The 22,651-nt window shown below is 74.9% G+C and carries 16 protein-coding genes and 1 pseudogene; 11 read left to right on the plus strand and 6 right to left on the minus strand.

The features are described 5' to 3' along the window. Positions 1-71: 71 nt before the first annotated feature. A complete protein-coding gene (gene manA, locus ACFU9A_RS20510; RefSeq protein ID WP_430577152.1) occupies positions 72-1,361 on the minus strand; it encodes a mannose-6-phosphate isomerase, class I in 1,290 nt (429 codons plus the stop codon). A gap of 180 nt (positions 1,362-1,541) precedes the next feature. On the opposite strand from manA, the pseudogene ACFU9A_RS20515 reads away from it, so the two are divergent. The 3 genes and pseudogenes from ACFU9A_RS20515 to ACFU9A_RS20525 form a co-directional block, all read left to right on the plus strand. Continuing rightward, positions 1,542-2,681 (plus strand): annotated as a pseudogene (locus tag ACFU9A_RS20515) (cytidylyltransferase domain-containing protein); the annotation flags it as partial. A gap of 171 nt (positions 2,682-2,852) precedes the next feature. Further along, a complete protein-coding gene (locus ACFU9A_RS20520; protein WP_430577385.1) occupies positions 2,853-3,710 on the plus strand; it encodes an N-acetylneuraminate synthase family protein in 858 nt (285 codons plus the stop codon). Between the two features lie 12 nt (positions 3,711-3,722). Further along, positions 3,723-4,817 (plus strand): glycosyltransferase family 2 protein, encoded by a 1,095-nt coding sequence (locus ACFU9A_RS20525; protein WP_430577153.1) that lies wholly within the window; start codon positions 3,723-3,725, stop codon positions 4,815-4,817. 111 nt (positions 4,818-4,928) lie between these two features. Here the strand turns inward: ACFU9A_RS20525 and ACFU9A_RS20530 are convergent, their stop codons facing one another. Then, positions 4,929-6,206, minus strand: coding sequence for a DUF6716 putative glycosyltransferase (locus ACFU9A_RS20530; RefSeq protein ID WP_430577154.1), 1,278 nt, complete (start codon positions 6,204-6,206; stop codon positions 4,929-4,931). Beyond that, a complete protein-coding gene (locus tag ACFU9A_RS20535) occupies positions 6,203-7,258 on the minus strand; it encodes a hypothetical protein (protein WP_430577155.1) in 1,056 nt (351 codons plus the stop codon). Before ACFU9A_RS20535 ends, ACFU9A_RS20530 begins: the two co-directional genes overlap by 4 nt. Before the next feature lie 139 nt (positions 7,259-7,397). Between ACFU9A_RS20535 and ACFU9A_RS20540 the strand changes: the two genes are divergently transcribed. Together ACFU9A_RS20540 and ACFU9A_RS20545 are read left to right on the plus strand one after the other, a co-directional pair. Continuing rightward, positions 7,398-8,849 carry a glycosyltransferase gene (locus tag ACFU9A_RS20540; protein ID WP_430577156.1) on the plus strand — a complete coding sequence of 484 codons (1,452 nt, stop codon included), beginning with the start codon at positions 7,398-7,400 and terminating at the stop codon, positions 8,847-8,849. A gap of 22 nt (positions 8,850-8,871) precedes the next feature. Then, entirely contained in the window at positions 8,872-10,146 is a 1,275-nt protein-coding gene (locus ACFU9A_RS20545; RefSeq protein ID WP_430577157.1) for a CDP-glycerol glycerophosphotransferase family protein, read from the plus strand. A gap of 6 nt (positions 10,147-10,152) precedes the next feature. Here the strand turns inward: ACFU9A_RS20545 and ACFU9A_RS20550 are convergent, their stop codons facing one another. Further along, entirely contained in the window at positions 10,153-11,424 is a 1,272-nt protein-coding gene (locus ACFU9A_RS20550) for a CDP-glycerol glycerophosphotransferase family protein (protein WP_430577158.1), read from the minus strand. 282 nt (positions 11,425-11,706) lie between these two features. On the opposite strand from ACFU9A_RS20550, the gene ACFU9A_RS20555 reads away from it, so the two are divergent. Together ACFU9A_RS20555 and ACFU9A_RS20560 are read left to right on the plus strand one after the other, a co-directional pair. Continuing rightward, complete coding sequence (locus ACFU9A_RS20555; protein WP_430577159.1) at positions 11,707-12,615, plus strand: ABC transporter permease; 909 nt, start codon at positions 11,707-11,709, stop codon at positions 12,613-12,615. Then, positions 12,608-13,564, plus strand: coding sequence for an ABC transporter ATP-binding protein (locus ACFU9A_RS20560; protein WP_430577160.1), 957 nt, complete (start codon positions 12,608-12,610; stop codon positions 13,562-13,564). The genes ACFU9A_RS20555 and ACFU9A_RS20560 overlap by 8 nt, the downstream gene beginning before the upstream one ends. 76 nt (positions 13,565-13,640) lie before the next feature. Here ACFU9A_RS20560 and cysC read toward each other — a convergent pair whose 3' ends face one another. Both cysC and ACFU9A_RS20570 read right to left on the minus strand, forming a co-directional pair. Continuing rightward, positions 13,641-14,885 carry an adenylyl-sulfate kinase gene (cysC, locus tag ACFU9A_RS20565; RefSeq protein ID WP_430577161.1) on the minus strand — a complete coding sequence of 415 codons (1,245 nt, stop codon included), beginning with the start codon at positions 14,883-14,885 and terminating at the stop codon, positions 13,641-13,643. Further along, positions 14,882-15,862 carry a sulfite exporter TauE/SafE family protein gene (locus ACFU9A_RS20570; protein ID WP_430577162.1) on the minus strand — a complete coding sequence of 327 codons (981 nt, stop codon included), beginning with the start codon at positions 15,860-15,862 and terminating at the stop codon, positions 14,882-14,884. The genes cysC and ACFU9A_RS20570 overlap by 4 nt, the downstream gene beginning before the upstream one ends. Positions 15,863-15,995: 133 nt before the next feature. Here ACFU9A_RS20570 and ACFU9A_RS20575 point away from each other — a divergent pair, with 133 nt between their 5' ends. Genes ACFU9A_RS20575 through ACFU9A_RS20590 form a run of 4 tightly spaced genes read left to right on the plus strand, consistent with a single transcriptional unit; the run spans position 15,996 to position 22,648 of the window. Further along, on the plus strand, positions 15,996-16,871 hold the full coding sequence (locus ACFU9A_RS20575; RefSeq protein WP_430577163.1) for a 3'(2'),5'-bisphosphate nucleotidase CysQ: 876 nt from the start codon (positions 15,996-15,998) through the stop codon (positions 16,869-16,871). Further along, positions 16,868-17,770 (plus strand): sulfate adenylyltransferase subunit CysD, encoded by a 903-nt coding sequence (gene cysD / locus ACFU9A_RS20580; RefSeq protein WP_430577164.1) that lies wholly within the window; start codon positions 16,868-16,870, stop codon positions 17,768-17,770. Before ACFU9A_RS20575 ends, cysD begins: the two co-directional genes overlap by 4 nt. A gap of 3 nt (positions 17,771-17,773) precedes the next feature. Next, positions 17,774-19,093, plus strand: a complete 1,320-nt coding sequence (gene cysN, locus ACFU9A_RS20585) for a sulfate adenylyltransferase subunit CysN (RefSeq protein WP_430577165.1) — start codon at positions 17,774-17,776, stop codon at positions 19,091-19,093. 57 nt (positions 19,094-19,150) lie between these two features. Continuing rightward, a complete protein-coding gene (locus ACFU9A_RS20590; protein WP_430577166.1) occupies positions 19,151-22,648 on the plus strand; it encodes a CDP-glycerol glycerophosphotransferase family protein in 3,498 nt (1,165 codons plus the stop codon). The last annotated feature ends 3 nt before the right edge of the window (positions 22,649-22,651 follow it).

Genomic DNA, 22,651 nt, shown 5'->3' on the forward strand with positions numbered 1-22,651 from the left:
TAACCGCGACCCCGGTGCCCGGGGCAAACCCGGCGTGTCAACTGCCTGTTCGGTAGTGGGCCGTGGGCGGGTCAGGGCACCCAGGCGCACACGACGTGCGCGGCGCCGTCGACGGTGAGCGGCCCGGCGGAGTCGGGCACGAAGCACGACTCGCCGCGGCGCAGCCGCAGCTCGCCGGAGCCGGTGAGGACCGTCGCGTCGCCGTCGAGGGCGAGGACGACGCGGGGGCCGTCGGCGGCGAGCGCCACCGGCTCGCCGGGCACGACGTCGGCGAAGGTCAGCGCGAACTCCTCGACGGGGGCGCGGTAGGTGACCACGACGCTCTCGCCGCCGGACACCAGCGTGGCGGGGCGCGCGGGCGGGCGCGGGGCGAACGACGCGCACTCGAGCAGGGCGGGGGCGTCGACGTGCTTCGTCGTGAGCCCGGCGCGCAGCACGTTGTCCGACGCGGCCATGACCTCGACGCCGAAGCCGCTGAGGTAGGCGTGCACCTCGCCGGCGGGCACGTACATCGCCTCGCCGGGCTCCAGCGTGACGCGGTTGAGGAGCAGGGAGACGAGGGCGCCGGGGTCGCCGGGGTGCTGCTCGGCGAGGTCGAGCACGGTGGCGTCGGCGCGCGCGGTCGGGCCCGAGCCGCCGGTGGCCCGGTGCCGGCGCGCGACGGACCCCACGGCCGCGGCGACGTCCGCGGCGCACGACGGCGAGCGCCGCGCGGCCACGAGTGCCTCGGTGGCGGAGCGCACCCCGGCGGTGGACGGCCGCTCGGCGAGCGCGGCGCGCACGGCGTCCACGAGGACGCCGTCGAGCCCGTCCAGCAGGCCGGCCACCGAGCGGGGGCTGCGGAAGCCGGCGAGGGCCTCGAACGGGCTGAGCGCCACGATCATCTCGGGCTTGTGCTGGTCGTCGTGGAACGACCGGCGCGGGTGCCCGGTGGGCAGGCCGTCGCGGGTCTCGCGGTGGTAGCCCGCGCGGGCGAGGTGCGGGCGGGGGTGCACCTGCAGCGACAGGGCCCGGTCGGCCGCGAGCACCTTGAGCAGGAACGGCAGGCGCGGCCCGAACCGGTCGGCGACGCGGGGGCCGAGGGCGTCGTGGGGCTCGGCGCCGACCAGGTCGTCGAGGCGCCGCCCTGCGCCGCCCTGCGCGCGGACCCGGGACGGCGCGGCGGGGTGCGCGCCGAGCCACAGCTCGGCCGCGGGCGTCCCGTCGGGCTCGCGTCCCAGCAGGTCGGGGATGCGCGTGGGCGATCCCCAGTCGTACGCCCGCACCGGGTTGTCGAGGGGCAGCAGGGGCAGGCCGCCGGCCCGCGGTGCGCGGGCGGCGTGGGTGGCACGCGGCGACGTGCGGGCGGTCAGGGCGTCCATGAGACCTCCTCGGACAGGGGACTTCTCCCGGTGACTTCTCCCATGAAAGGGCACGGAGAAAGGCCGGCGAACCATTCCCGCACACGCTCCGGAAATGTTCACCTGACGGCATCCTGATGTTCGGCGACAGTTGGCCGGAAAGGGTCGGTCGCGCCTTGTCGCGCTCTTAGTGTCGGCGCCATGAACGACATCCACCCGGGGTCAGACCCCGACCGAGGTGCGCTCGTCGTGATCCCCGCCCGGGGCGGCTCGGCCGGCATCCCGCTGAAGAACCTGCAGCGGGTGGGCGGCACGACGCTCGTCGCCAGGGCGGTCCGCTCGGCGCTCGCGGCGCCCTCGGTGTCCGCCGTGGTGGTCTCCACCGACCACGACGAGATCGCCCGCGAGGCGACGACGCACGGGGCGCGGGTCGTCCGGCGCCCCGCCGGCATCGCGGGCGCCACGGCCAGCTCCGAGTCCGCCGTCCTGCACGCGCTCGACGCCCTGCGCGCCGAGGGGGCCGACCCGGCCGTCACGGTGCTGCTGCAGGCGACGTCGCCGTTCGTCGACCCGGCCGACCTGGACGCCGCGGTGCGCCGGGTGGCCGACGGCGCGCACGACGTCGTGGTCGCGGTGGCACCCACGCACGACTTCCAGTGGCGGCTCGACGACGACGGCCCGGCGCCCGTGGGCCACGGCACCGACCACCGCCCGCGCCGGCAGGACCGCGCTCCGCACTTCCGCGAGACCGGCGCGTTCTACGCGATGCGCACGGCCGGGCTGCGCGAGGCGGGCAGCCGCTTCTTCGGGTCGGTGGGCCTGCAGCCGGTGGCGGCCGAGTGGTCGCTGGAGATCGACGAGCCCCGCGACCTGTGGCTGGCCCGCACGCTGCTGGACCAGCCGGGCGCCGCGCCCGCGGGCTCGCCGGCCGACGCGCCGATCGACGTCGACGCCCTGGTGACCGACTTCGACGGCGTGCACACCGACGACGCCGCCTACGTGGCCCAGGACGGCACGGAGACCGTGCGCGTGCACCGCGGGGACGGCATGGGCGTCGCGCGCCTCAAGCGCGCCGGCGTCCCGCTGCTGATCCTGTCCACCGAGACCAACCCGGTGGTGGCGGCCCGCGCCCGCAAGCTCGGCGTCGACGTGCTGCACGGCGTCGACGACAAGGCCACCGCGCTGCGCGACTGGTGCGCGGTCAACCGCCTCGACCCGGGCCGGGTCGCGTACGTCGGCAACGACGTCAACGACCTGCCCGCCCTCGCCGTCGTCGGCTGGCCCGTGGCCGTGGCCGACGCCCACCCCGAGGTCGCCGCCGCCGCGCGCGTCGTCCTCGACCGTGCGGGCGGCCACGGCGCCGTCCGCGAGGTCTGCGAGCGGATCCTCGCAGCCCGTCCCGACGCGACCGCGCGTCGTAGCCCTGAGCTCCACGATCGGAAGGACACCCCCGTGACCAGCACCGCCAGCACGACCCCCGCCGCCGAGCGTCCCGCGGAGCCCGTCGTCCGCGTGGGCGACCACGAGGTCGGCGCCGGCCAGCCGGTGTACGTCATCGGTGAGATCGGCATCAACCACAACGGCGACGTCGAGATCGCCAAGCAGCTGATCGACGTCGCGGCGGCCGCCGGCTGCCAGGCCGTGAAGTTCCAGAAGCGCACGCCGGAGATCAGCACCCCGAAGGACCAGCGGGACAAGATCCGGCAGACGCCGTGGGGCGAGATGACGTACCTCGAGTACAAGTACCGCGTCGAGTTCGAGCACGACCAGTACACCGAGGTGGACCAGTACGCGAAGTCGCGCGGCATCCAGTGGTTCGCGTCGCCGTGGGACGTGCCGTCGGTCGCCTTCCTCGAGGGGTTCGGCGTCCCGACGCACAAGATCGCGTCGGCGTCCGTCACCGACCACGAGCTGCTCCGGGCGCTGGCCGACACGGGCAAGCCGCTCATCCTGTCGACCGGCATGTCGACGCTCGAGCAGATCGACTCCGCCGTGGAGATCCTCGGTACCGACGGGCTCGTCATCCTGCACGCCACCTCGACGTACCCGCTGCCGGCGGAGGAGGCGAACCTGCGCACGATCACGACGCTGCAGGAGCGCTACGGCGTGCCGGTCGGCTACTCCGGTCACGAGACGGGCCTGCAGATCTCGCTCGCCGCGGTGGCGCTGGGCGCCGTCGCCGTCGAGCGGCACATCACGCTGGACCGGGCGATGTGGGGCTCGGACCACGCCGCGTCGCTGGAGCCGAAGGGCCTCGCGAACCTGGTGCGCGACGTCCGCATCCTCGAGCAGGCGATGGGCGACGGCACCAAGCGCGTCATGCCGGGCGAGCTCGCGCCGATGTCGCGCCTGCGCCGCGTCGACGCCTGACCGACGCGACCGGTGGAGAAGCTCGACCGGGCGGCGGCCCCCGTTCATCGGCCGGGCGGCGGGCCGTCCGGCCTGCGGTGGACGGAGGCGCCGCCCGGCGTCGCCGTCGTCGCGTGCGTGCGCGACGAGGAGGCCTACCTGGCCGAGGCGGTCGCGTCCGTGCTCGTCCAGGACTACTGCGGCCCGCTGCGGCTGGTGCTCGCCGTCGGGCCGTCCCACGACGCGACGGCACAGGTCGCGGCGGAGCTCGCCGCGGCCGACCCGCGCGTCGTGGTCGTGGACAACCCGACGGGCTCACGCTCCGTCGGGCTCAACCTCGCGACCGAGCACGCGGCCGGCGACGACCAGGTGCTGCTGCGCGTCGACGGGCACACCGTGCTGCCGACCGACTACGTGACCCGCGCGGTCGCGACGCTCGAGCACACGGGCGCCGTGGGGGTCGGCGGGCTGATGCACCCCGTCGGGACGTCGACCCTGCAGCGGGCGGCCGCGCGCGCGATGAGCCACCCGGCGGGCATCGGCGCGGCGTCGTTCCACGTCGGCGGCGAGGCGGGCCCGTCCGAGACGGTGTACCTGGGGGCGTTCCGGCGCTCGGCGGTCGAGGCCGTCGGCGGGTACGACCCGTCCCTGGTGCGCGCGGAGGACTGGGAGCTGTGCCTGCGGCTGCGCCGCGCGGGCGGGCTGCTGTGGTTCGACCCCGCGCTGCAGGTCACCTACCGCCCGCGGCGCACGCTGCGCGCGGTGGCCAAGCAGTTCTGGCGCACCGGCATGTGGCGCCGCGAGGTGATCCGTCGCGACCCGTCCACGGCGAGCGTGCGCTACCTCGCGCCGCCCGCCCTCGTGCTCGGGCTGGTCGCGTCCGCGCTGCTCGTGGCCGGGGGCGCGCTCGCCGCGCTGCCGGCGGTCGTCGCGCTCGGCGCGGCCCTGCCCGCGGCCTACGTCGTGGGCGTCGTCGCCGCGTGCGCGCACGCCACCGGCCGCCGCCCGCGGCTGGGCCTGCGCGAGGCCGTGGTGCTGCCCGCCGTCGTCGTGACGATGCACCTGGCGTGGGGCGCGGGCTTCGTGCGCGGCCTCACCGCCCGCGCGGTGGCCGACCACCGCGCGTAGCGCCCCGCCCCGGGACGCCGAACAGGCAGTTGACACCGTGATCGGCCGGAATCCGGCGGGATTACGGTGTCAACTGCCTGTTCGGCGCCGTGGCGGGGCGGGCCGTGGGGGTCAGCGGGTGAGGGTCAGGCGCTGGGCGACGGCGACGGGCAGCGCGGAGCGCAGCACCGTGTACGCGTGCCGCGGCCACGACCACGGGCGCACCCGGACCGGTGGCAGGTCGCCGGCGCGGGCGCGGCGGGCCAGGTCGTGCACGGCGGCGGGCAGGCCCGACGGCGCGGCGTGCAGGTAGTGCTCGTCGCTCCACACGGGGTCGGGCGTGGGGCCGCCGGCGCGGAGCGTGGCGGCGACGTCGTCCAGGCGGCGCAGGCAGCCCGACGCCGCGAACGGCTCGTTGAGCTGCTCCGGGCCGACGCCGAAGTCGGCGAGGAACACCGTGGGCAGGCCGCGCGCGAGCGACTCCAGACCCGCCGTCGAGCTGACGGTGAGCAGCGCCGTCCCCGGCGTGAGCTGGTCGGCCATGGGGCCGGTGGCGAAGGAGACGGCGCCGGCGGCGTGCCCGAGGCCCGCGTGCTCGGCGGCCCAGAGCGCGTCGAGGGGGTGGGCCTCGTTGTGGGTCTGGCGCTCGCCCGCGCGGGCGCGCAGCTTGACGACGACCTCCAGCCCCTCCGCCGCGAGGCCGGCGAGCCCGTCGAGCAGCGCGACGCGGTCGGCGCGGGTGGCGGGCACCTTGGCCTGCGCCGCGAGCACGACCCGTCGCACGGGGGCGGCGGGCGCGCGGCGCGGCGCGGCCTCGTCGAGGAACGGGAGCCGGGTGAGCACGAGGTCGGGCCGCGCGCCCTGGCGGGCGAACGCCTCGACGTACGGGGCGGCCTCCACGCGGGCGTGCACGAGGAACGCGTCGCACCAGCGGCGCCAGCCGGTGCCCTGCGGCGTGGCCGGCAGGGCCATGCCGGGCAGCCCGGCCAGCAGGGCGGGGCGGCGGCCGGCGGGCAGCGCCCGGACCACCTGCGCGGCCACGACCTCCGCCACCGGCCCGGTGGCGGCCACGAGCACGACGTCGGGCCGCGCGCGGCGCACCAGCCGGCGCAGCGCGCGCGGCCCCAGCACCGGCGGGCGCCCGACGCCCGTCCCGCTGACGGCCGCGGCCGACTGGCCCGCCGTCGGGGCGATGGGGGAGCGCACCACCACGGCGGAGAGGCGCAGACCGTCCGCACCGTCGCCGCCGGGGTCGTCGCGCAGGCGGGCCAAGGTCCAGACGCCCCACTTGAGGTAGGAGTCGGAGTCGGCGACGGCGAGCACGCGCGGCGCCCGGCGGTCGCCCGGCGGCGGGACGGCGGGCCCGCGGTCGCGGCGGTGGGTGCGGGGGAGCGGGCGGGCGAGCGTCATGCGCGCGACGCGACCGACGCCGGCCGGCCCGGGCGCAGCGGGCCCGCGGCCGTGCCCCGGGCGGACACGCCGGACGCGCCCGACTCCGCGGCCGCGCGGGTCGCCAGCGCGTGCGTGCGGCCGAGGTGGCGGCGCAGCTCGGGCGTGGCGCGGTCGGTCCACCAGGCGTCCGGCACGGCGTGCGGCGCCACGACGACGCCGCGGGGCGCGAGCAGGCGAGACAGGGTGACCGCCGACGTCGACGGCAGCATCACGGTGCGCTGCCCGGGCCGCAGGCCGCGCAGGCGGATCTCGACGGGGGCGCCGGGCTCGTCCACCGTGACGCCGGGCAGGCGCTCCAGCAGCGCGGCCACCAGGGGGTCGTGGCGGCGGTGCGGCACGTAGCGCACGGGGCCGTCGGCGGCGATCCCGCGCACCCACGCGGCGTACCGGTCGGCGTGCACGAGGCCGTCGGCCACCAGGGCCGACCCGACGACGATCGTCGCCTCGTCGGGGGCGTTGCGCTGCGGGCGCGAGCGCAGCCAGGCGAAGTCGTGCGGGCGCACGTCGACGCCGAGCCCCCGAAGCCCCACGAGCGCGTCGTCGTCGAGCGGGATCGTGGTGCACAGGGTGAGCCGCCCGGCGGCGACGACGCGGCGCAGCCGGCGCGCGGCGAGCGCGCCGAGGCCGTAGCGCAGCGGGTCGGGCGGCGCCGTGAGGCGCACGAGCGGGGAGCCGGTGAGCACCCGGCGCACCAGGTCGAGCGTCGCGAGCCCGTCGTCGACGACGACCAGGCGCTCCGGCGGGCGGGGCGCCCGCAGCAGCGCGGCCTGGAACGCCCCGGAGAACGGGTCGCCCACCACCACGGTGTCCTCGGGCAGGCGGCGCGGCGCCGGCGCGGGCTCCACGTCCAGCCCGGCGGGCAGGCCGAGGGCGCGCACGGCGTCGATCCCTGCGGTGAGGGCCGGGACGTCCGCACGGGCCAGCACGCGGGTGCGGGCTCCGGCGTGCCCGGCGGCGTGCGCCTCGACGGCGCAGAGCAGCTGGAGCGGGGACTCGACGAACGCGGTCACGCGGCCAGTCTCACCGCGGCGGGCGACGGGCGGGGGACGTGGGCGTGGCCGCGGGATGAACGTTGGGTGGTGGTCGCTTCCCCGGCCTGCCCCGGAGTGGTGACCGGCCGGGGAGGCCTCCGCTGCCTACGATGATCGCGTGCCGCCGTCGCGCCCCGGACACCCGACGACCCTGCTCCCCCCGGGGAGCCACGCCGCGGCGACGTGGACGATCCCGGCCGACTACGGCGGCATGACGTCGGCGCTCCTGCGGCGGTCGCGCGCGTTCGTGCAGGAGGCGGGCGTGCCCGTGCGGATCCTGACGTTCGCGCCCGACCTCGACCTCGACGCCGCGCGGGCGACGCTCGAGGACCGGGGCGAGCTGGTCCCGGGCATGACCCTGCACAACGTGTGGCACGACCTGTGCCTGCGCCCCGACGACGCCCTCGGCGTCCCGCGCAGGGCGGTCCGGGAGCCGCTGCCGACCGGGTCGCCGGGCGAGCGCGTGCGGACGGAGGGCGACGGCGACGAGGCGGCGCGCGTCCTGCACTTCCGGTCGGACGGCTCGCCGGCGGCCGTCGACGAGCGGTCGGGGCGGGGCCGCTCCGTGACGCTCTACGACCGCGCCGGCCGCCGCGGGCGACGCTGGGGCTCGGTCTGGGCCCTCTACCGGTCCTGGCTCGACGAGGTGCTGCCCGCGGGGCCCCGCTTCGTCGTGGTCGACAGCAAGTCGCTGGTCACCTTCTTCGCCGCCGCGGGCCGCGAGGACCTCCGCACCGTGCACGTGGTGCACGGCGCGCACCTGGCCGCGGGCGCCGTCGACGCGCACGGCCCGCTCACGGTGGCCCGCACGCCGCTCGTCGAGCACCTCGACGACCTCGACGCCGTGGTCTTCCTGACCGACGCGCAGCGCCGGGACGTGGTGGACCGGGTCGGCGACCGCGCGCACACCCACGTGGTGCCGAACAGCACCGACCTCCCGCACGGACCCCTGCCCGAGCACGCCGACCGGTACCGCGGCGCCGTCGTCGCGTCGCTGCACGCACGCAAGCGGGTGGGGCACGCGGTCGCCGCGACCGGGCGCGCCGCCCGCCGGGCCGGCCTCGGCCTGACGCTCGACGTGTACGGGGACGGGCCGATGCGCCCCCGGGTCGAGGCGCGCGCCGCGGCGGTGCCCGGCGTGACCCTGCACGGCTTCGTGCCGGGTGCCGCCGAGCGGCTGGCCGACGCGTCGTTCCTGCTGGTCACCAGCCGGTCGGAGGGCCTGCCCCTGGTCTTCGCGGAGGCGATGGCGCGCGGCTGCGTGCCCCTCGCCTACGACATCCGCTACGGGCCCTCGGACATCGTCACCGACGGCGTCGACGGCTTCCTCGTGCCCGACGGGGACATCGACGCGCTCGCGGCGGCGATCCAGCGGTTCGTCACGCTGGACGGCGAGGCCGTGCGGCGGATGCGCGAGGCCGCGGTCGCCACGGCCCAGGGCTACTCGGACGCCGCCGTCGTCGCGCGCTGGGCCGAGGTGCTGCACGACGTGGCCCGCCGGCCCCCGGCGGCCCGGGGGCCGCGGAGCCTGCGGCGCGTGGCCGGTATGCTGCGACGCGCCCCCCGCTGACCGACGACGTCTCTGGAGACCCATGCCTGCCACACCCCGGGGCGCCACGCTGCGGCGCCGGATCCGTTCTCTGGGGGGCAGGGTCGTCCGCCGGCTGGGGCTGCTGCCCGGTGGCATGCCGGACGGGCTCGGCGAGGACGAGGCGCTCCTCGGGACGTCGTGGCCCTACGAGGTGCTGGTCTACTTCGCGGACACCCCCGAGGCGCTCTACCAGATCGAGCAGTGGTACGACACGTTCCGCGCGCTGCACGCCGAGCACCCGCTGGTCGTCGTCACCCAGGACTCCCGCACGGCCCGCGCGATCCGCCGCGACAGCGGCCTGGACGTGCGGACGGTCGCGCGCTACACGACGCTCGACGACGTCCTGGGCCGCTCGGCCACCAAGCTCGCGCTGTACGTGAACCACAACCCGGAGAACTTCACCTGCCTGCGGTTCGGGCAGCTGGTGCACGCGTCGCTCATGCACGGCGACAGCGACAAGCTGGTCACGGTGTCCAACCAGACCAAGGCGTACGACTTCTCCTTCGTCGCGGGGCAGGCCGCCGTCGAGCGGATGGCGCGGTTCAGCACCCTGTACGACGCGCACGCCCGCTGCGTGCCCGTGGGCCGCCCCCAGCTGGACGACCAGCTGAGCCTGCGTGCGCGGACCCCGCGCGGCCCGCTCCCCACGGTCCTGTACGCGCCCACGTGGGAGGGCGGGCAGCCGTCCGCCGAGTACGGGTCGGTCGCCACGCACGGGCCGGCGATCGTGCGGGCCCTCGTGGAGTCCGGTCGCTACCGGGTGCTCTACCGTCCGCACCCGCTCACCGGCGTCCGCGTCGCGGCGTACGGCGAGGCGGACAAGGCGATCCGCGAGTACCTCGCGGCCGCGCCGGCGCCCGCGGAGGGACCCGGGCACGGCACCGACACCCACGGCGACGTCGCGCCGGCCTTCGCCGCCGCCGACCTGCTGGTCTGCGACGTCTCCGGGGTCGCCATGGACTGGCTCGCCACGGGGGAGCCGATCGTCGTGACGCGCCCCGTGGGCGACGTGATCATCGCGTCCAGCCCGCTCCTGGAGCTGGCCCCGGAGCTGCCGGTGTCGGCGCTCGGCGACGTGGTGGCCACCGTGGACCGTGAGCTCACGGAGGACCCGACGCGTGCGCAGCGCCTCGCGCTGCGGGAGCACTACCTCGGCGACACGGCTCCGGGCGCCTCCACGCGCCGGTTCGTCGCCGCGTGCGAGCGCCTCATGGACGTCCGCGATCGCGAGGTCGCACGGATCAAGGCCGCGGAGCAGCCTCCGGCGCTGGGCTGACGCCGCTCACGCCGGGCCCTGCCCGGGGAGCGGGGCGACCAGCGCGTCGCGGCGGGCCACGCAGTCGTCGACGAACTCGAGGAACCGCCGGCTGCTCTCCCCGCGGGCGAGGCCGAAGTAGTGGTCGCGCAGGCGCGCCCGGTCGTCGTGGCGGGGGTCCGCGGCGAGGTTCTTGGCCAGCAGCCCCGCGAGGTCGCCGACCGTGTCGCCGTCGACGACGTCCACGGCTCCGGCGAGCGGTGCCTCGGCGACCAGCCGGGCGCGATCGGTGTGCCGGTCGGTGAGGACGAGGGGCGCGTCGGGCCGCAGGTAGAGGAAGTCGAGCCCGACCGCCGAGATGTCGGTGACGAGGAGGTCGGTGGCCCCGTACAGGCCGAGGACGTCGGACTTGAGCGGCCGCAGGTGCGGCGGGCCCGCGGCGGCGAGGAGACGGACGATCTCGGCGTGCGCGGTGGCGACCCCACGGTCCTCGGCGGTGAGCACCCGGGGGTGCGGCTTGTAGACGACGCGGACGTCGGGACGGTCGAGCAGCGCGCGCACCACCGCGACGCCGTACCGGTCCACGGAGGTGTAGTTGTTGGCGTCGTCCTCGCCGGACCAGGTCGGGGCGTAGAGCACGGTGCGCCGACCGGGCAGCGGGTCGAGCGTCGGGGCGACGTCGAGGTCGAGCTGGGGGCGCCCGCAGACGACGAGACGGTCGAGGTCGAAGTTGATGAGGGCCCGGCGGTGCCGCTCGACCGCCGCCCTGCCGGCGACGACGACGTGGTCGTAGGCCTTCGCCTGGTTCGAGACCATCGAGATCTTGTCGGACTCGCCGTGGTTGACGTGCACGTGCAGGGCCCGCTGGTAGATCAGCGACTGGAAGTTGCGCCAGCCGTTGTTGACGTAGACCACGACCTTGACGTCGATCTGCTCGTAGAGGCGGCGCAGGCCGTCGAGCTCGAGCGCGAAGAGCACGGGGAGGTCGGTGGCGGCCCGCAGCTGCTCGGTGAGGTCCCACTGGCGGGTGACGACGGCCAGCGGGTGCCGCTCGGCGACGCGCTCGAGCACGGGCAGCCACTGCCGCAGCTGATAGGCCTGCAGGGGCGTGTCGGCGAAGTAGGCCACGACGGGGTACGGCGGCAGGCCCTCGAGCGCGGGGGAGAGCTCGGGCGGCTCGTCCCCGGCGGCCCTGCTCACGGCTCGCTTGGCCCGGGCTCCCGCGCTAAGCAGGCCGCGGGCGAGGGCCCGGCGGACACGCTGCGGGAGGGCGGGCTGCGGGGCGCTGACGTGCGGCATCGGCGCGCCTTCCTGGAGGCGGGACCGGGGGAGCGCCCCGGCGATGCCCCGAGTATTCCAGAGTGCCCCGGGCCTGCTGCGGGTTCACGCCGGAGGAAGGTGGGGGTGCATCACGGCTGTACTATCGACGGGGCCTGTCAGCCGCAGGCCGTACCTAGAAGGCCGTACCTAGAAGACGGGTATGCAAGCTACGTGACCACCGACACCACCACGGGCGCCGCATCGGGTGACCGCGGGAAGCCGGGGCCGGGGCGAGACGCACTCCGCCCTCCGGATCCGATCGTGCCCGACACCACCTCGCAGGAGCGCCTCGCTCTCGCGGAGCAGTACGGGCTGCACGCCATGGGCGTGCGCCCGCCGCTCGGCCGGTACATCAAGGACGTCGCCTCCCGCTGGGCGTTCATCCGCGTGCTCGGCACCGCGACCGCCTACTCCAAGAACCAGAACAACTACCTCGGTCAGCTGTGGGCGGTGCTCAACCCGCTGCTCAACGCGATCGTCTACGTGCTGATCTTCGGCGTGCTGCTCCAGGCCACCCGCGGGCTGGAGAACGCGATCGCGTTCATCACCATCGGCACGTTCCTGTACCGGTTCTTCGAGCAGTCGGTGCACGCCGGGTCGCGGTCGATCGCGCAGAAGTCGAACCTCATCCGGTCGCTGCACTTCCCCCGCGCCGTGCTGCCCATCGCCCAGGTCGTCTCGCTGCTCACCACCCTGGTGCCCGCGCTCCTGGTGATGCTGGCGATCGTGCTGCTCAGCGGGCTGCTGCCGAAGTACGCGACCGTGCAGGTCACGTGGACCTGGCTCCTGCTGCCCGCGCTCATCGCGCTGCTGTGGATCTTCAACACCGGCGTCGCGTTCGTCGTGGCCCGGGCGGTGGCGATCACCCCCGACCTGGACAACATCATCGGCTTCGTGCTGCGGCTCGTCATGTACGGGTCCGGCGTGATCTTCCCGGTGACGCACTACGTGGACAACCTCCCCGAGAGCGTCCAGGGCTGGATCGGCCCGATCCTCGAGTACCAGCCGATCGGCGTCTTCCTGTATCTGGGGCGCTCGCTCCTCACCCAGGAGCCGTCGATGCCGCACGACCCGTCGATGTGGGCGTGGGCGGCCGGGTGGGCGGTCGTGGCGTTCGCCGTCGGGTTCATCGTGTTCTGGCGTGGAGAGGAGCGGTACGGCCGTGACTGAGTCCGATCTGCACCTCGACGTGGACCTGGACGAGGAGTTCGAGCCGGAGGACCTCGAGGGCCCTAAGCCGGTCGCGACCCTCGGCGACCCGGTCCTCGTCGTCGACGACCTGCACATCGTCTACCGCGTGTTCGGCGGCAAGGCGAAGCAGGTGGCCGCCAAGGGCGGCGCGACCGTGCGCGAGGCCGAGGCGCCGAAGCGTTCGTTCGTGCGCCGGCTCCTCAGCTCGACCTCGCAGCACGTGGGCGCCGTGAGCGAGGTGCACGCGGTGCGCGGCATCTCGTTCGTGGCGCGCCACGGCGAGTCGATCGGCATCGTCGGCATCAACGGGTCCGGCAAGAGCACCCTGCTGCGCGCGATCACCGGGCTGATCCCGCCGCACTCCGGCTCGGTGCACGTCGCGGGCGACCCGGCGCTCCTCGGCGTCAACGCCGCGCTCATGCCGCAGCTCTCGGGCGAGCGGAACATCTGGATCGGCGGCCTCGCGCTCGGGCTCACGCCCAAGCAGGTCGAGGAGCGCTTCGACGAGGTGGTGGAGTTCGCCGACATCGGCGACTTCGTCTACATGCCGATGAAGACCTACTCGTCGGGCATGGGGGCGCGGCTGCGGTTCGCGATCTCGTCCGCCGCGACGCCGGACATCCTCATGATCGACGAGGCGCTGGCCACGGGCGACGCCGCGTTCAAGGCCCGCTCCAAGGCCCGCATCGACGAGGTGCGCAAGAACGCCGGCACGATCTTCCTGGTCAGCCACTCGGTCACCACGATCGAGGCGATGTGCACCCGCGTGCTGTGGGTGCACCAGGGCGAGCTCGTCATGGACGGGCCGACCGACGAGGTCCTCGAGCACTACCGGCAGTTCGTGCGCGCCCACCGCGCCGCGAACTCCTCCGGCCGGGCCGGCGGCGTGGGTCCGCGCGCGCGGCGCAAGAAGAAGCCGCAGGACTGACCTCCGCACGCGGCGAGCCCGCCGGGACCCAGGTCCCGGCGGGCTCGCTGCATGTCCGGGCCGGTCGCCCCCGCGCTCAGCCCAGGCGCTCGGCGAGCGCGGCGCGGACCCGAGCGACGGCGTCGGCGACGTCGACCCGGGACGTGTCGAGGACGAGGTCGGCGTCGGTGGGCTCCTCGTACGGCGAGGAGATCCCGGTGAACTCGGGGATCTCGCCGCGGCGTGCCCGGGCGTAGAGGCCCTTGCGGTCGCGGGCCTCGCAGACCTCCAGGGGCGTGCTGACGTGCACCAGCAGGAACGTGCCTGCGGCCTCGGCCAGCGCGCGGACCCGGGCGCGGCCGGAGGCGAACGGCGCGATGGGGGCCGCCACGGCCACGCCGCCGTGGGACGACACGAGCGAGGCGACGTAGCCGATGCGCTCCACGTTCAGCTCGCGCGAGGCCTTGTCGAAGCCGAGCCCCTTGGACAGGTGGTGGCGCACCTCGTCCCCGTCGAGCAGCGTGGTGTGCAGGCCCTCGTCGTCGAGCTCGGCCGCGAGGGCGCGGGCCACGGTCGACTTGCCGGAGCCGGACAGCCCCGTGAAGAAGACGACGGCGCCGCGCCGGCGCGCGGTCCGCGCCGCGCGGGCCAGCTCGCCGGCGGCGGGTTCGGCGTAGAGCGCGCCGACCTCGTCGGACCAGAGCGCACCGAGCCGGTCGACGCGCGCGCGCTCGGCGGGCGAGCGGTGGTCGGCGAGCACCTCGGCGCGCGCGGCACCGTAGCGGGCGGCGACGTCGGGCCAGCGCAGCGCGTCGGGGGCGGTCGCCGGCCAGGGGACCACGACCATGTCGGCGGCGCGGCCGGTCGCGCGCACCCGTTCCGCCAGGTCGTGCGCGACGCGGACGAGGCCGGGCGCGCCCACGTGCCCCGCGGCGGGGGAGCGGCGGGACGCCGGCACCAGGACCAGCACGGCATCGGCGTCGGCGGTCAGGCCCGGCAGGGCGGCGAGCTCGGACCGCGTGGGCGGCTCGGCGACGACGACGGCGAGGGAGCCCGCCGCGCCCGGGCGGACGTCCTCGGCGGTGCGGCGCAGGGCGGGGTCCCAGTGCGGGCCGGCGGCGCGGGCGAACGGCTTCACCGCGTGCGGCGCAGCGCCGTCCCCGGCGACGGCGAGGGGCGTGTTCTCGGCGTCGGTGAGCGTCACGGGCCCGGCGGGGAGGCCCGCCGGCGGGGTCCACGCCGCGCCGCCGCCGAGGGCGAGCTCGAGCAGGTCCAGCTCGTCGGGGGCCAGGACGTGCGTGGCGGTGGGCAGGTCGGCGGGCACGGCGTCGGGCGTGGTCATGGTGAGGGGGTGGCGTCCTTCGGTGCGGGCTCGGGCTCGGGTTCGGGTTCGGGTGCCGGGACGGTCCCGAGGGGGAGGGGCCGCGGCGGGAGCTTCTTGAGGCGCTCGCGCACCACGATCCACAGCAGGTTGCCGACGACGAGGGCGCCGACGGCGGCCGCGACGACGACGCCCAGCGAGGCGCCCAGCAGCTTGAGGCCCGAGGCGAGCAGGAGGATCGCGAGCGCGCGGCGGATGATGCCGCCGGGAGCGCGGCTGGAGACGTGCGCGCCGAACCAGGCTCCGGGGATCGCGCCGATGAGCAGCGAGGTCGTGAGCCCGAGCTCGAAGTCCCCGTAGAGGATGTGGCCGAGGGACGCGGCGGCGACGAGCGGGACGGCCTGCACGAGGTCCGTGCCCACGAGCTGCGAGGCCTTGAGCGCGGGGTAGAGCAGCAGCAGCACCACGATGATGATCGACCCGGCACCCACCGAGGTGAGGCCCACCATGAGCCCGGCGACGGCGCCGAGGATCACGGTGGGGACCTTGCGCACGGCGACGTCCGGGCTGGTGGGCTCGGCGGGCCCCTCGCCGAGCGCCGTGCGGCGCTGGAGCATGCCGAGCACGGCGCGCACGACCAGGCCGGCGGAGGCGATCAGCAGGGCGACGCCGAGCACCTTCTTGAGGACCTCGTCGAAGCCGTCGCCGAAGGGCAGGTAGCGGATGAGGAGCGCGCCGGAGAAGGCCGCCGGCACGGAGCCGATGCAGAGCCAGAGGACGAGCTGCAGGTTCACGGTGCGTCGCCGCAGGTGCACGATCGCGCCGGCCGGCTTCATGAACAGGCTGGCCACGACGTCGGAGGACACGGCGGTGAGCGGGTCCACGCGGAACACGAAGATGAGCATCGGCGTCATGAGGGCGCCCCCGCCCATCCCGGTGAGGCCCACGACGAAGCCCACGACCAGGCCGCCGAGGACCAGCGGGAGATCGACGCTCAAAGGGGCACCATTCCTATCGGATACAACGAATTTCGCCGTCGCGAACGCTCCCGCGGGACTCCATTCCCGGAATGGTAGCCTCGGCCGCGGCCCCTTCGGGCCGCCGTCCCAGAGCCGCCTGCCGAGGAGCCGCATGCCGCAGTCCAGCCCGTCCTACCCGGACCCGGTGCTGCCCGACGGCGATCTCGCGGTCGCGCTCGCCCGCGGTGCGGGCGAGGTGCTGCTCGGCCTGCGGGCCGAGGTGGACTCCGCCGGCGGCGGCTTCGTCGCCGCCGAGCTCAAGGACGCCGGCGACGCCGCGAGCCAGGCCTGGCTCGCGGGGGCCCTCGCGCACGCCCGCCCCGGCGACGCCGTCCTCTCCGAGGAGGCGAAGGACGTCGGGGCCCGCGCCACCGCGGACCGCGTCTGGATCATCGACCCGCTCGACGGCACGCGCGAGTTCGCCGAGCGGTACGCCGACGGCGAGCGCGCCGGCGCCTGGCGCGACGACTTCGCGGTCCACGTGGCCCTGTGGGAGCGCGGCTCCGGTCGCGCCGACGGGCTCACGGCCGGGGCCGTCGGGCTGCCGGCGCGCGACGCCGTCCTCAGCACCGTGTCCGTCGGCGCCGAGCAGTCGGGCGCCGACCAGGTGCCCGCCGGCGCCCGCCCGCTGCGCCTCGCCGCGAGCCGCAGCCGCCCGCCGGAGTTCGTGCGCGACCTCGCCGCCCGCGGCGACGTCGAGCTCGTGCCGATGGGCTCGGCCGGCGTGAAGGTGGTCGCCGTCGTCGACGGCACCGTCGACGCGTACGTGCACGGCGGCGGCCAGTACGAGTGGGACTCCGCGGCGCCCGTGGCCGTCGCCCTCGCCGCGGGCCTGGACTGCACCCGCCTGGACGGCACCGCGCTCGAGTACAACCGCCAGAACCCCTGGCTCCCCGATCTCTTCGTCTGCCACCCGGCCGTGGCGTCGCGCCTGCGCGCGGCGCTGACCTCGGTCGGGGTCGACATCAAGGAAGGTGCCCAGTCGTGACGTCCCACGTCCTGAGCCAGCTCCGCAGCCTCGAAGCGGAGAGCATCCACATCATCCGCGAGGTGGTGGCCGAGATGCAGCGCCCCTGTCTGCTCTTCTCGGGCGGCAAGGACTCCATCGTCATGCTCCACCTCGCCGCCAAGGCGTTCGCGCCGGCGCGGATCCCGTTCCCGATCATGCACGTGGACACGGGCCTGAACTTCCCGTCCGTGCTCGAGACGCGGGACCGCTGGGTCGAGAAGCTCGGCATCCAGCTCGTCGTGGCGTCCGTGCAGGACGCGATCGACCGCGGCCTGGTGCAGGAGGAGCCCAACGGCTCCCGCAACCGCATCCAGACCCCGGTCCTGCTGGAGGCCGCGGAGAAGAACGGCTTCGACGCGCTGTTCGGCGGCGGGCGTCGCGACGAGGAGAAGGCGCGCGCCAAGGAGCGCGTGTTCTCCTTCCGTGACGACTTCGGCCAGTGGGACCCCAAGAACCAGCGGCCCGAGATCTGGGACCTGTACAACGGGCGCGTCCACCAGGGCGAGTCGATCCGCGTGTTCCCGCTGTCCAACTGGACCGAGCTGGACATCTGGGCCTACATCGAGGCGGAGGAGATCGACCTCCCCGACCTGTACTTCGCCGCCGAGCGCGAGGTCGTGGACCGGGGCGGCATGCTGTTCGCCGTCAACGAGTTCACGCCGCTCAAGGACGGCGAGACGTCCGAGGTGCGCTCCGTGCGCTACCGCACGGTGGGGGACGCGAACCTCACCGCCGCCGTCGCGTCGACGGCGTCGACCCGCGCGGAGATCGTCGAGGAGGTCGCCGCCGTGCGCCTCACCGAGCGCGGCGCCACCCGTGGCGACGACAAGGTGAGCGAGGCCGCGATGGAGGACCGCAAGCGAGAGGGCTACTTCTAAGCCATGAGCACCGAGACCCAGACCCCGTCCGCCGCCTCCCAGCAGGCGATCGACACGTCGGCCGACCTGCTGCGCTTCGCCACGGCGGGCTCCGTGGACGACGGCAAGAGCACCCTCATCGGGCGGCTGCTGTTCGACTCGAAGACGATCTTCGAGGACCAGCTCGAGTCGGTCGAGCAGGTGAGCAAGGACCGCGGGAACGACTACACGGACCTCGCGCTGCTCACCGACGGCCTGCGCGCCGAGCGCGAGCAGGGCATCACCATCGACGTGGCGTACCGCTACTTCGCGACGCCCAAGCGCAAGTTCATCATCGCGGACACCCCCGGCCACATCCAGTACACGCGGAACATGGTCACCGGCGCCTCGACGGCCGACGTCGCGCTCATCCTCGTCGACGCGCGCAAGGGCGTCATCGAGCAGAGCCGCCGCCACACGTTCCTCGCGACGCTCCTGGGCGTGCCGCACATCGTGGTGTGCGTCAACAAGATGGACCTCGTCGACTACTCCGAGGAGGTGTTCGAGAACATCCGCCGGGAGTTCACGGACTTCGCCTCGCGCCTCAACGTGCCCGACCTGACGTTCGTCCCGATCTCCGCCCTCGTCGGCGACAACGTCGTGAACCGCAGCGAGAACACGCCGTGGTTCGACGGCCGGCCGCTGCTGAGCCACCTCGAGTCGCTCCACGTCGCCAGCGACCGCAACCTGCAGGACGTGCGGTTCCCGGTGCAGTACGTGATCCGGCCGCAGTCGCACGACGCGCGGGACTACCGCGGGTACGCCGGCACGGTCGCGAGCGGCGTGCTCAAGCCGGGTGACACCGTGCGCGTGCTGCCCTCCGGGCTGGAGACCACCATCGAGGGCATCGACACCGCGGACGGGCCGGTCTCCGAGGCGTTCCCGCCCATGTCGGTCACCGTCCGGCTCGCCGACGAGATCGACATCTCGCGCGGCGACATGATCTGCCGCCCGAACAACAGCCCGGCCGCGCTGCAGGACATCGACGCCCAGATCTGCTGGATGGACGAGTCCGCGCCGCTGGTGCAGGGCAAGAAGTACGCCATCAAGCACACCACCAGCTGGGCGCGCGCGATGGTCAAGGACGTCAAGTACCGCGTGGACGTGAACACGCTGCACCGCGACGAGGACGCCACCGAGATCCGGCTCAACGAGATCGGTCGCATCCAGCTGCGCGTCACCAAGCCGCTCTTCGTCGACTCGTACCGCCAGAACCGCCGTACGGGTGCGTTCATCCTGGTGGACGAGGCCACGAACAAGACCGTCGCGGCGGGGATGGTCGGCGCCCTCCCGCACTCCTCCTGAACCCGGGAGCCCTCCCGATCCTCCCGGGTCTCCCGTCCTGCGCCTGATCGCGAGTTGATGACCACCGTGCTTTCGAACTTCCTGCGGTCCACCTACCGCCGCCTGCCCGCCTCCTGGCGGGCGCGGGTGACCGAGCTGCGTCGCCCGGGTCGCCGGACGCTCGTGTCCGTCATCGTGCCGGTGTACAACGTCGAGCGGTACGTCGGCGAGTGCCTCGAGTCGATCCTCGCCCAGACGCACCGCAGGCTCGAGGTCGTCGTCGTCGACGACGGGTCGCCCGACGACTCGATCTCGGTGGTCCGCGCGATCGCCGCGCGCGACCGTCGCGTCCGGATCGTGCGGCAGGAGAACGGCGGACTGGGCGCGGCGCGGAACACGGGCGTGCGGAACGCGCGCGGCGAGATGCTGTGCTTCGTCGACTCGGACGACACGGTGCCGCCGAACGCCGTCGAGGTCATGCTGACGTCGCTGACGCGCAGCGGGTCCGACTTCGCGGTCGGCTCGCTGCTGCGGGACACCTCGGGCGGCCGGCACATGCCCCCGTGGGCGCGCAAGCTCCACGACCGGACGCGCACCGGCGTGACGATCGCCGAGGAGCCCGACGCGCTCAAGAACGTCTTCGCGTGGACGAAGCTGTTCCGCGCGGAGTACTTCCGCCGCGTCGTCGGCGGCTTCCCGGACGGCCTCTACGAGGACCAGGTGCCGTCCGCGAAGGCGTACCTGCACGGCCGGTTCGACATCGTCGAGGACGTGGTCTGCTTCTGGCGGATCCGCGACGACGAGTCGTCGATCACGCAGCAGAAGTCGACGATGCGGGACCTCACCGGCCGCTGGCGGATGCTCGACGAGCTGCACGAGGTGATGCGCGACGCACCCACCTCGGTGCGGCAGGCGTGGGAGGCGAAGGTCGTCGGCTTCGACATGCGCCTCTATTACGAGCAGGTGCCGCGCACCGGCGACGAGTACTGGGACTTCCTCCGCGCGGAGGTGCAGGGGTTCCTCGGCATGGCGGGGTACGAGCGCCTGCGGGAGGTGCCGATCTACGACCGGCTGCTCGCGGCGGCGGCGTACCACGGCCTGCGGGACGACGTGGTCGAGCTCGTCGCCCGCCGGGAGTCGATGACGTGGAAGGTGCACGGCGTCGCCGCCGACGGCCACGTGACCCTCGGCGCGGACTACCTGGAGGGCCTGGAGCTGCGCCCGGACGGCGTCGTGGACGACCTGGACCCCGACGCCGAGATCGTGGGCCGCGTGGCCGACATCGCGCTGGACGACGACGGGTCGCTCACCGTGGAGGGGAGCGCGTACCTCGCTTACGTCGACCTCGCGGGCACGTCCAGCGAGATCACCGTGGACGCGGTCCCCGAGGACGGCCGCCGCGTGCCGGGCCGGGTCGAGCGCTTCGCCGACGAGACCATCGACATGCGCGCGGTCGACCCGTGGAACGACCACGCGGCGTCCGGGTTCCGGGCGCGGTTCGACCTCGCCGAGCTGGTCTCGCCGCCGTACCGCCTCGAGGTCGGGGTGCGCGTGGAGGGCGTCGAGCGCGTCGCCCCGCTGCCCGTGCCGGACCCGCGCACGGGGGGACGGCTCCCGACCTTCGGCCGGCTGGACGCCGACGGTCGGTGGTTCGTGGACGCGCCGTCCGGGACGGACGCCCTGGAGCTGCGCCGCACGACCCCCGCCCGGGTGCCCGTCGAGGACCTCCGCGTGTCGGGCCGCCGCGTGGAGCTCGTCCTGGCGGCGGGCGCGCCGGAGGTCCGCAGCTGCGTGGCGCGGGCCGGGACGTGGACCGTGCCCGGCGTGCGGCAGCAGGAGGAGGGCCGCGAGGTCGTCGCCTTCACGCTGCCCGAGGCGCTCACGACGGAGGGCCTGCGGACGTGGGTCTTCGCCGCCCGCCCGGCGGCCGGCGGGCCGGAGCTCCGGTTCTCGTGGGCCGCGCCGAGCAGCGCCCTCGAGCCGGTCACCGGCACCAGCGTGCTCCCGGCGGCGACGCGGTACGGGAACGTGGTCGCGCAGACCGGCCCGGTGCTGGGAGAGATCGAGGAGCTGAGCCTCGGCCGCGACGGCCTGCGCGTGCGCGGCTGGGCGTCCCTGTCCAAGGAGCTGCCCCGCGAGCAGCTGACGCTCGCGCTGTGGCACGAGGTGGCCGCCGGCAGCGAGGTGCGCCTCGACCTCGACGCCGACGGCGCGTTCGACGTCCTGCTCCCGGTCACCGACGCCGTCGGCAGCACGCTCTCGAAGTCGGTGAGCTTCGTGATGGTCCTGTCGGTGGGCGACGTCGTGATGCGGCCGCGGGCGGCGGCGCGCCTGGTCCGCTCGCTGCAGCTCGAGCTCACGGACGGGGTCGTGTCGGCGTCGGTCTCGGCGACCCCGAAGATCGGGTCGGTGAGCGTGCGCCTGCGCACGGCGCTCGACGACGGCGAGCGGAGCCGCCGGGCGCAGCACCGCCTGTACCTGCGGTACCGCCGCGCCGAGCAGGCCCCGCTGGACGCGGTGCTGCTCGAGTCGTTCGGTGGCAGGACCGTCGGCGACTCGCCGCTCGCGCTGAGCCGCGAGCTGCACCGGCGCGGCGACGCCCGCCCGCAGTACTGGTCCGTCGCCTGCCTGTCGACGCCGGTCCCGGAGTGGGCCACCCCGGTGCTGCGCTACTCGACGGCCTGGTACGACCTGCTCGAGCGCGCCACGGTGCTCGTCAACAACAACAACTGGCCCTGGTACTTCCGCAAGGGCGCGCACCAGACCTACCTGCAGACGTGGCACGGCACGCCGCTGAAGCGCATCGGCAACGACGTGCCCGGGGCGAACCTCACGATCACCTACCGCCGCCTCATGGTGCAGGAGGCGCGGAGCTGGGACTACCTGCTCGCGCAGAACGACTACTCCGCGGAGATCTTCCCGGGGGCGTTCGGCTACGACGGCCCGATCGTCACCCAGGGCTACCCGCGCAACGACTCGCTGGTCGACGGCACCGCCGACGCGACGCGCCGGGCGGTCCGCGAGCGGCTGGGCCTGCAGGACGACGCGCGGGTGCTCCTGTACGCCCCGACGTGGCGCGACAACATCAAGGAGGGCGCCCGGTACGGCCGGGTCGCGTTCCTCGACTTCGACGAGCTGAGCCGCGCGGCCGGTCCGCGCACCGTGGTGCTCTACCGCGGGCACTCGAACACGGCGGGCTCGTCGAGCGAGCTGCCGGACGGCGTGATCGACGTGACGCACCACCCCGACGTCAACGAGCTGATGCTCGCGTCGGACGCGCTGGTCACGGACTACTCGTCGATCATGTTCGACTACGGCGTCCTGCGGCGGCCGATCTACCTCCTGGTCCCGGACCTCGAGCTGTACGGGTCGAAGACCCGCGGCTTCTACCGCGACCTCGTCGACGTGGCACCCGGTCCGCTCTGCGCGGACACGGCCGAGCTGGTGGCCGCGCTGGGGGCCGACCACTGGTCCGCGTGGGGCGCCGCGCACGATAGGTTCGTCGCTGAGTTCGCGCCCCTCGACGACGGCGCGGCCTCGGCCCGAGTCATCGATGCGGTCAGCCTGTCCGCCTGACCC

The organism is Isoptericola sp. NPDC057653, from assembly GCF_042799955.1.
In the GTDB taxonomy this organism is placed as follows: domain Bacteria; phylum Actinomycetota; class Actinomycetes; order Actinomycetales; family Cellulomonadaceae; genus Isoptericola.